This window comes from Paenibacillus sp. NPDC058071, from assembly GCF_042885235.1.
Classification (GTDB): domain Bacteria; phylum Bacillota; class Bacilli; order Paenibacillales; family Paenibacillaceae; genus Pristimantibacillus.
Window position 1 is genome coordinate 91,917 of sequence record NZ_JBHVSK010000022.1, and the last position, 8,720, is coordinate 100,636.

The 8,720-nt window shown below is 51.3% G+C and carries 8 protein-coding genes, 1 tRNA gene and 1 rRNA gene; all 10 read right to left on the reverse strand.

The genetic code is table 11. The annotated features are described in order from the left end of the window. Window positions 1–13 precede the first annotated feature (13 nt). A complete protein-coding gene (locus ACFVTB_RS25155; RefSeq protein ID WP_387755654.1) occupies window positions 14–190 on the reverse strand; it encodes a hypothetical protein in 177 nt (58 codons plus the stop codon). A gap of 28 nt (window positions 191–218) precedes the next feature. Beyond that, window positions 219–566 (reverse strand): hypothetical protein, encoded by a 348-nt coding sequence (locus tag ACFVTB_RS25160; RefSeq protein ID WP_387755657.1) that lies wholly within the window; start codon window positions 564–566, stop codon window positions 219–221. 255 nt (window positions 567–821) lie between these two features. Then, window positions 822–910: transfer RNA gene (locus ACFVTB_RS25165), tRNA-Ser, on the reverse strand. A gap of 94 nt (window positions 911–1,004) precedes the next feature. Then, window positions 1,005–2,288 carry a serine--tRNA ligase gene (serS, locus tag ACFVTB_RS25170; RefSeq protein ID WP_387755660.1) on the reverse strand — a complete coding sequence of 428 codons (1,284 nt, stop codon included), beginning with the start codon at window positions 2,286–2,288 and terminating at the stop codon, window positions 1,005–1,007. A gap of 19 nt (window positions 2,289–2,307) precedes the next feature. Continuing rightward, window positions 2,308–2,889 (reverse strand): pyridoxal 5'-phosphate synthase glutaminase subunit PdxT, encoded by a 582-nt coding sequence (pdxT, locus tag ACFVTB_RS25175; protein WP_387755663.1) that lies wholly within the window; start codon window positions 2,887–2,889, stop codon window positions 2,308–2,310. A 70-nt stretch (window positions 2,890–2,959) separates the two neighbouring features. Beyond that, complete coding sequence (gene pdxS, locus ACFVTB_RS25180) at window positions 2,960–3,841, reverse strand: pyridoxal 5'-phosphate synthase lyase subunit PdxS (RefSeq protein WP_387755667.1); 882 nt, start codon at window positions 3,839–3,841, stop codon at window positions 2,960–2,962. A gap of 165 nt (window positions 3,842–4,006) precedes the next feature. After that, complete coding sequence (locus tag ACFVTB_RS25185; RefSeq protein ID WP_387755670.1) at window positions 4,007–5,302, reverse strand: D-alanyl-D-alanine carboxypeptidase family protein; 1,296 nt, start codon at window positions 5,300–5,302, stop codon at window positions 4,007–4,009. Window positions 5,303–5,472: 170 nt separating this feature from the next. Then, window positions 5,473–6,930, reverse strand: coding sequence for an IMP dehydrogenase (guaB, locus tag ACFVTB_RS25190; RefSeq protein WP_387755673.1), 1,458 nt, complete (start codon window positions 6,928–6,930; stop codon window positions 5,473–5,475). 145 nt (window positions 6,931–7,075) lie between these two features. Continuing rightward, the gene (locus tag ACFVTB_RS25195; RefSeq protein WP_387755675.1) at window positions 7,076–8,272 is read right to left on the reverse strand and encodes a GNAT family N-acetyltransferase; all 1,197 of its coding nucleotides are present in this window, start codon (window positions 8,270–8,272) and stop codon (window positions 7,076–7,078) included. A gap of 373 nt (window positions 8,273–8,645) precedes the next feature. After that, window positions 8,646–8,720: ribosomal RNA gene (gene rrf, locus ACFVTB_RS27645) — 5S ribosomal RNA — on the reverse strand; the annotation flags it as partial.

Sequence of the window (8,720 nt, forward strand, 5' to 3'; positions counted from 1 at the left end):
AGAGGGGCCTCCTTCAGGTTCGTTGATGCTTCAGATCGGTTGGGTGGTCGTGATTGATCGCATCCTTGTTTCTCCGGTCGTTGACATCCTGCTGCAACTGTTGGGAGTTGTGAGCGTTGACCGGGTTTTGCTCCAGATCGTCGATGACGTTCGATAAGTTTTTATCCAGCGAACCTTTCGCTTTTGCCATTATTCGCGCCTCCCTCGGCTATTATGCATTATGCATGCGTCAATTGGTGCAAGGCCTGCGCGCATTCATGCAGATGGCGAGTATAGTCTTGAATTAACCGTTGTATAATGTCCGTTCGTTCATCCACCGAGACCTGGTCTTTTTCCACATCAACCAATTCAACCTTCACTTCCCTGCTATCCACATAGGTCACCTTGAAATCCAATGAGTACGATTGCCGGCCGGCGATTTCGATCGTCACGCGCAGCGATCGTTCATCCGACTCGTCAGGTAAAACTTCGCATTTATCGGCTTCATTCATTCTGTTCGGCAGTTCGCGTTGCCAAGCGTCCGCCAGTTGATGTTGATCGATGCGAAGCTCGTCGTTTTTGGCCATTCGTCATAGCACCTCCATACTCATAAGATGCGATAACCGGATTCGAATTATTCGGACGATTTATCCTAGTTATCCACAGGTTTATCCACATTATCCGTAACTTGTTCACACTGACGCCGATTTTATCCCCATTTATTCGAGTAGTTATTCACAAGTTGTTATTACACCTCATGAGCCCGCTCTTAAACACTGTTTTTAGCAACAAAAAAACGTCCGGTTTCCCGGACGTCCTCATAGATAAAGTTATTGTGAAAATGGCGGAGAGGAAGGGATTCGAACCCTTGTGGGCTTGCACCCTAACGGTTTTCAAGACCGCCCCGTTATGACCGCTTCGGTACCTCTCCATCTTATGGCCGTCTTAGAAACGGCGTAACAAAAGCTATTGTACCACAGGCCAAAATCGAGAATCAACTCCAATTTTGGCCTGTGGACAAATATTTATGCTCGCGGCTCGATTTTCGACAATCCGCCCATGTAAGGACGAAGTACTTCTGGTACGATAATCGTTCCGTCCGCTTGTTGATAATTTTCCAAAACCGCGGCAAAGGTGCGTCCTACCGCAAGACCCGAGCCGTTCAGCGTATGCACGAATTCCGGCTTGCTCTTCGGTTCGCGGCGGAAACGAATGCCTGCGCGGCGCGCTTGGAAATCTTCAACGTTCGAACACGACGAAATTTCACGGTAAGTGCCTGCGCTAGGAAGCCATACTTCCAGATCGTAGGTTTTAGCCGCCGTGAAGCCCATATCGCCCGTACAAAGCGTTAACACGCGATAAGGAAGTCCGAGCAGCTGCAGCACCTTCTCAGCGTGCGCCGTCATTTTCTCCAGCTCATCGTACGAATCTTCCGGCTTCGCCAGCTTAATCAACTCAACCTTGTTGAATTGATGCTGGCGAATCAAGCCGCGCGTATCCCGGCCTGCCGCACCGGCTTCCGAACGGAAGCACGAGCTGTAAGCAACGAAATGCTTCGGCAGATCATCAATCGACAAAATTTCTTCACGGTGCAGGTTCGTTACCGGTACTTCCGCGGTCGGAATGAGGAAATAATCCGAATCGGCGATTTTGAACAAATCCTCTTCGAACTTCGGCAGCTGGCCGGTACCGACCAGGCTGTCGCGATTGACGATATACGGAGGCAGAACCTCTTCGTAGCCGTGCTGATCACTGTGCAGGTCCATCATGAAGCTGATCAGCGCACGCTCTAGACGAGCGCCGTAGCCGCGATAGAACGTAAAGCGCGAGCCGGTCACTTTACCCGCCCGTTCAAAATCAAGAATATTCAGCTCTTGAGCCAGATCCCAATGCGCTTTCGGTTCAAAATCGAATGTCGGCTGATCGCCTACACGGCGAATCTCCACATTGTCTTCCTCCGAAGCGCCTACCGGCACGCTCTCGTGCGGGAGGTTCGGAATTGCCAGCATCAACTGTTCGACTTGCGCCTCGATGACGCGAATCTCTTCGTCGAGCTCTTTAATTCTGTCGCCTACTTCACGCATCTCAACGATCAGCGCTTCTGCGTCGCCGCCCGACTTTTTCAGCTTGGCGACCTCTTGCGATACGACGTTGCGGCGGTTTTTCAAGTTATCGGTCTCAACCAGCAAATCACGTCTTTTGACGTCGATTTCGGTGAAACCGGCGATCAGATCAAGCGAAGCGCCACGGTTGCTAAGGGCTTGCTCCACCTTTTCATAGTCATTGCGCAACCATTTTACGTCCAACATGACAAATAACCCCTCTCTATTAGCGGTTGGCAGCCGCTTCTTTCACCATATTCACGAAATAAGCATGCAGACTGTAGTCATCGGTAAGCTCCGGATGGTAGGAGGACGCGAGCAGATGCCCTTGTCTCGCCGTCACGATCTCACCGTTATAGGTAGACAATACATCTACACCTTCGCCAACTTCCTTAATAAGAGGAGCGCGGATGAATACCGCCCTAACCGGCTCTTCGATTCCTTTGACCGGCAAGTCGGTTTCGAAGCTTTCCCGCTGGCGGCCAAAAGCATTGCGCGCGACGACCATGTCCATGACGCCGAGATGCGCTTCTTCCTGACCTTCGATTTGATCCGCCAAAATAATAAGACCGGCGCAAGTGCCGAACAACGGCTTCCCTTGCCCGGAAAATTGGCGAACCGCATCCATAAATCCATACTTGCGCATCAATTTGCCGATCGTCGTGCTTTCCCCGCCGGGGATGACGAGACCGTCCAGTTCTTCGAGCTGCTGGGTTTGTTTAACGGCGACCGCTTCCGCGCCCGCCGCCTCCAAACTTCGCATATGCTCCGCTACCGCGCCTTGCAGCGCCAGTACGCCTATTTTCATATGCCAACACGCCTTTCTTGCTTACAACAGCTTGCCGTTAGTCTGTTTCTGCCTTAATTGAAACGAGGGCTTACAGACCGCGGTCTTGCATGCGTTGCGAAGCGTCAAGCTTCGAAATTTCAATGCCTTTCATCGGAGCACCCAAGTTTTTGGATACTTCGGCAATCAGCTTATAGTCTTTGTAATGCGTCGTTGCTTCAACAATCGCGCGAGCGAATTTTTCTGGATTGTCGGATTTGAAAATGCCGGAACCGACGAATACGCCGTCTGCGCCCAGCTCCATCATCAGAGCCGCGTCAGAAGGAGTCGCTACGCCGCCTGCTGCAAAGTTAACGACCGGCAATTTGCCGCTTTCGTGAACGCCAAGCAGCAGCTCGTAAGGAACGCCGAGTAATTTCGCTTCGTTGTACAGCTCGTCCTTGGACATGCCGGCCACTTTGCGAATTTGACCATTGATGAGGCGAAGATGGCGTACCGCTTCCACGATGTTGCCTGTTCCTGGCTCGCCTTTCGTGCGAAGCATTGCCGCGCCTTCTTGAATACGGCGAAGCGCTTCGCCCAAATCTTTGGCGCCGCATACGAACGGAACAGTGAATTCGTTCTTGCTAATATGGAAAACTTCGTCAGCCGGAGTCAGAACTTCACTCTCGTCGATATAATCGACGCCCATCGATTCCAGTACTCTCGCTTCAACGATATGACCGATGCGGGCTTTCGCCATAACCGGGATCGAAACGACTTTCATAACTTCTTCCGTAACCGTCGGGTCGGCCATACGAGCTACGCCGCCTGCCGCACGAATGTCGGAAGGTACGCGCTCCAGCGCCATAACGGCCGTTGCGCCTGCCGCTTCCGCGATTTTAGCTTGCTCGGCGTTCATAACGTCCATGATGACGCCGCCTTTTTGCATTTCTGCCATACCGCGTTTTACACGCGAAGTTCCTGTTTCCATTACTGATGAGTCCTCCTCAAAATTCGGCTTGGCCAAGCCGCAGATGCGGCATTGGCGCTTCGCAGATTTGTACTTGTATATGCAGTATCGCCCACATGTTCTAACCATTAATTTTACAGGAACGCCACTTTTCAGACAACCCTTGTTTTACCTGTATACGGCAGATTAGAACAGGTTGACGATGCCGTCAAACAGCCCGGAGAAGAAATGACCGATGCCGCGGAAGAAAAGACGGAACCAACCGCCTTTCTTCACATCTTCGGAAGCGATCAGATTTACTGTTTTGTCGATTTTCTTGCCTTCATCGTCGGTGTACGTGTATGTCACCGTTCCGACCTTCTGGCCTGCTTTGATCGGAGCTACCAGTTCACTATCGCTCATCAGCTCGTGACCGGTCATCTCGATTTTGGGTTCGACATTTTTCTTCACTGTAAACGTAACATCGGATTCGGTGACGATAGGCACCGTTTTCTGAACGCCTTTTTTAATTTTGGTCTTTTCTAGCGTTTCAACTACCGTCTTCGGTGCGATGACCGATTTTTTCTCAAACGTGTTGAACGCATAGTTGTAAAGCTTGGCCGTTTCGCCAAAACGCGCTTCCTTCGACCTGGTGTTCATTACGACGCTGATATAACGCGTGTCGCCGCGTTTTACCGTGCCGGTGAACGTATAACCCGCCTTGGATATGTAGCCGGTTTTCATGCCGTCTACGCCTTCGTAGGCGAACTGTTTGAAGTTCTTAACGTCCTTGTTCGCACCCAGCATCCAGTTCCAGTTGATCATTGGCTGCTTGTCGCGCTCGCGGAATTTGTACTTCTGCAAATTGGAGTATTCCAAAAACTCCGGATGCTTGGCCAGAATAGTCTGTGCCAGCTTGGCCATGTCTCTAGCCGAAATGATTGTCGTATCGAGCAGACCCGTCGCGCTTGTAAAATGCGCCGTAGTCAGCCCGAGTTCTTTTGCCGTTTCGTTCATCTTATCGATAAATCCGGCCTCGCTTCCTCCGATTTGGGAAGCCAAAGCGATTGTTGCGTCATTCGCAGAACCGACTGCCATTGCGATATATAAGTCCTTTACCGAGTGCTGGTCGCCTGCCGCCAAATAAATTTGCGAGCCATCCGGCGGCGTAGAAGCGGCTTCCTGGCTTACGGTAATGATTTCATCCCAGGTTAGTGCCTTCTTGGAAATTTCTTCGAGTACTATGTACTCCGTCATCAGCTTCGTCATACTTGCGGGAGGCCGAGGCTCGTCCGCATTCACTTCATAAACTACTTGTCCTGAATCCGCATCAATCAGAATGGCAGAGCTTACTTCAAGTCCAAGCGGGTTGTCGACCCACTCGCCGCCAGCCGTGCCCGCTGCATTCACAGCGCCTGCCGCTGAGAACACCGCCAACCAGACAGCCATGAAAGCGACTGCAACCGACTTCATTCTGGGCGGGCTAAATTTTGCCTTCAACATTCCTCTCCCCTTTTCTCCTAAGTTTATCGATGTAATTGTATCACATGCGAGAGGGAGAGAGAAACCTGAACAGACAGCTTTCTGCTTATTTCCACAAAAAAAGCAGACACGGGACGCTGCGATTGAATCGCAAGCGTCCGATGTCTGCCGTGCTTCCCGATATCGGGTCATTACAGCGAGTAGTTTGGCGCTTCTTTCGTAATTTGCACATCATGCGGATGGCTTTCGCGAAGACCGGAGCCGGTAATGCGAATGAATTGCGTATCGTTGCGAAGCTGATCCAGGTTCGCTACGCCGCAATAGCCCATGCCGGAGCGAAGTCCGCCCAGCAGCTGATGCACCGTATCGGCCAGAGGACCTTTGAACGGAACGCGTCCTTCAATGCCTTCCGGAACGAGCTTGTTCTCGTTCTCTTGGAAGTAACGGTCCTTGCTGCCTTCCTTCATCGCGCCGAGTGAGCCCATGCCGCGGTATACTTTAAAGCTGCGGCCTTGGAAAATTTCTGTCTCGCCCGGGCTTTCCGATGTACCGGCGAACAAGCTGCCGATCATAATCGCGCTCGCACCAGCCGCGATCGCTTTGGTGATGTCTCCGGAATACTTAATGCCGCCGTCTGCAATGATCGGTACATTATATTCACGAGCAACCGACGCGCAATCGTAAATCGCCGTAATTTGCGGAACGCCGATGCCGGCGATAACGCGTGTCGTACAGATCGAGCCAGGTCCGATGCCGACTTTCACGACCGATGCGCCAGCCTCGATCAGATCGCGCGTCGCTTCGCCCGTCGCCACGTTGCCGGCGATAATGATCAGATCCGGGTATTTCGCGCGCAGCTTGCGAACGGCATCAAGGATATTAATATGATGACCATGTGCCGAGTCCACGACCAGCACGTCGATACCGGCTTGAACGAGCGCGTCGGCGCGGTCGGCTGTATCTTTGCCGATGCCTACAGCCGCGCCGCACAACAGACGGCCTTGCTTGTCTTTCGCCGCGTTCGGGAACTGGATCGCTTTCTCAATATCTTTAATAGTAATAAGTCCTTTTAACGTATTCGTCTCGTCGACAAGCGGCAGCTTCTCGATTTTATGCTTCTGCAGAAGCACTTCCGCTTCCTGCAGCGTCGTACCCACTGGAGCTGTCACCAGTTCGCTGCGGGTCATCACTTCGCTGATCTTGATCGAGTAATCGTGAACGAAGCGCAAGTCGCGGTTCGTAATGATACCCACTAGTTTCTTCTCAGCATCAACAATTGGAACACCGGAGATGCGGTATTTGCCCATGAGTTCTTCTGCATCATACACATGATGCTCAGGCGTAAGCGAGAACGGATTCGTGATAACGCCGCTTTCCGAACGTTTCACGCGATCGACCTCTTCCGCTTGCTGCGCGACCGACATGTTTTTATGAATAATGCCGATACCGCCTTCACGAGCTATTGCAATCGCCAAAGCCGATTCTGTTACCGTGTCCATCCCTGCGCTGATAAGTGGAATGTTCAGTTTAATGCTCCCGCTGAGTTGTGTCGAAATGTTTGATTCCCGTGGCAGCACTTCTGATTTCCTTGGAATGAGCAGCACGTCATCGAATGTAAGACCTTCCTTGGCGAATTTCGTTTCCCACACGAGTATGTTCCTCCCTTAATTTTGATGCCTCTCACGTATATTATTGCAATATTAGCAGAGGGGGTAGGGGCTGTCAAGGCTGGGCGAACGCGTTCGTTAGGCAGTTTGACCCACTCGTTTAAGGCGATGGAAGAGGTACCATGGACTAGAAAAAATCGGCCAAGAATGGGGTAAGCTTTGGTATTCTCTTATCCAGCTCAGCGGCTGTCTCCGAATTGCATTGGAGCAATCCGTGACGCCGAAGCTCTTCTGTACTCTTGTAGTTGAATAGTATGGCGGATAGTTGACCGATACTGGTGCGAACATACTCGGCACCGGCTGACGCCGTTTCGGCCTGCGGCAATTTAACGACCTCAGCCGTACCGTTCGCGCCAACCTTTAGTGAGTAACGACCGCTGTTCCAAGGTGCATGCTCATCCGCTATGTCGAGCTGAACGGCCAACGATTGTTCTCCTTTGTTGAATGGGTATTGTTTCAAGAACGATTCCAAGTCGACAATCCGTGCCATAAAATACGGATATATCGTCTGTTTAATTCGAGGATCCGGCAAAAGGTACGGCAATGCGTCGTCGATTGGCAGCGATGCTTTTAATCGATCAATCATCGAATCATGCTGTCCGAGAAACGACCACAAAGCGCTTCTGGCTTCTTCCGTTGTATAGACAAACTCAGACAGCGCTAATTCCCGGCTGGCCACCTTGTAGCGAACGTAACCGCATGCCCGCCCTTCGGTATCATAATAGACGGCTGACTGGCTGCCGGGAAACCGGCTCTGAATGCGCTGCTCCCACCAAACCGCCGACCGCGTCAATGTGCCGTTATAGTTTTGCGCATACTCGTTGTAAATAGTATTTAAAAGGTCATAGTCACTAGTCCGCTTGATTGTTCCTTGGTATGGCGTGCGAGGAGGGAGCTTTGCTGCCTCAATCTCGTATTCCTTGCGATCGGTATACAGCTCCCAGCCGAATTTGCGATAAAAACCGATAGCAAAAGGAGCAAGCATAGAGACCGTCTGACCGCTGTCCCGCATCTCTTCCAGTATGCGGCTCAACAGCTTCGCTACGAGACCTTGCCTGCGGTATTCCGGCCATGTAGAGACCCCTGCAATGCCCCCCATCTCAAAAGACTTGCCTCCGAGATAAACCTGCAGATTCAGCTTCGTCAGCTTGGCGGCTAGTTGACCTTCAATAAACGCGCCTAGTTGGGTCGCCGACTCTTTCTTGATCCTTTCACGCATTCGTTCCTCTTCTTCAGGTGTTATTTGTACTTGAAATGCAAACTTAGACAGTTCCAGCGACTCGTCTAAAAGCTCCGTCCCGAAAGTGCGAATGTCTAGCGTCATCTCCACTTACCTCCTTCTACTTTGCTTCTCTTGTTCAACGCATCTGTATCTGCATCGACGTACTAATAGGTAGTGACCAGGCAATGCGTACAATTAACATTGTCGTGGTAGCTTATCCTTGATTATGTCATATCCCGTACAAAACGAGCAAGAATCAGCAGTTCTACTTCATAGTATCGCTTCGAGAATAGGTCACAAACTTTTCCGGATATAGCAAAAAAACCTACCATAATTGTTTTGGTAGGCTTCCCATGCTTGGCGTCGTTCATTCCGCACCGAATAAATCGGCTTATCGAGGGCGCCGCCAACACCTACTTTCGAACTTTCGAACACAACAAAAAACCTACCGCATAAATGCGGTAGGTCTCTCGTAGCTTGGCGACGTCCTACTCTCCCAGGACCCTGCGGTCCAAGTACCATCGGCGCTGGAGGGCTTAACGGTCGTGTT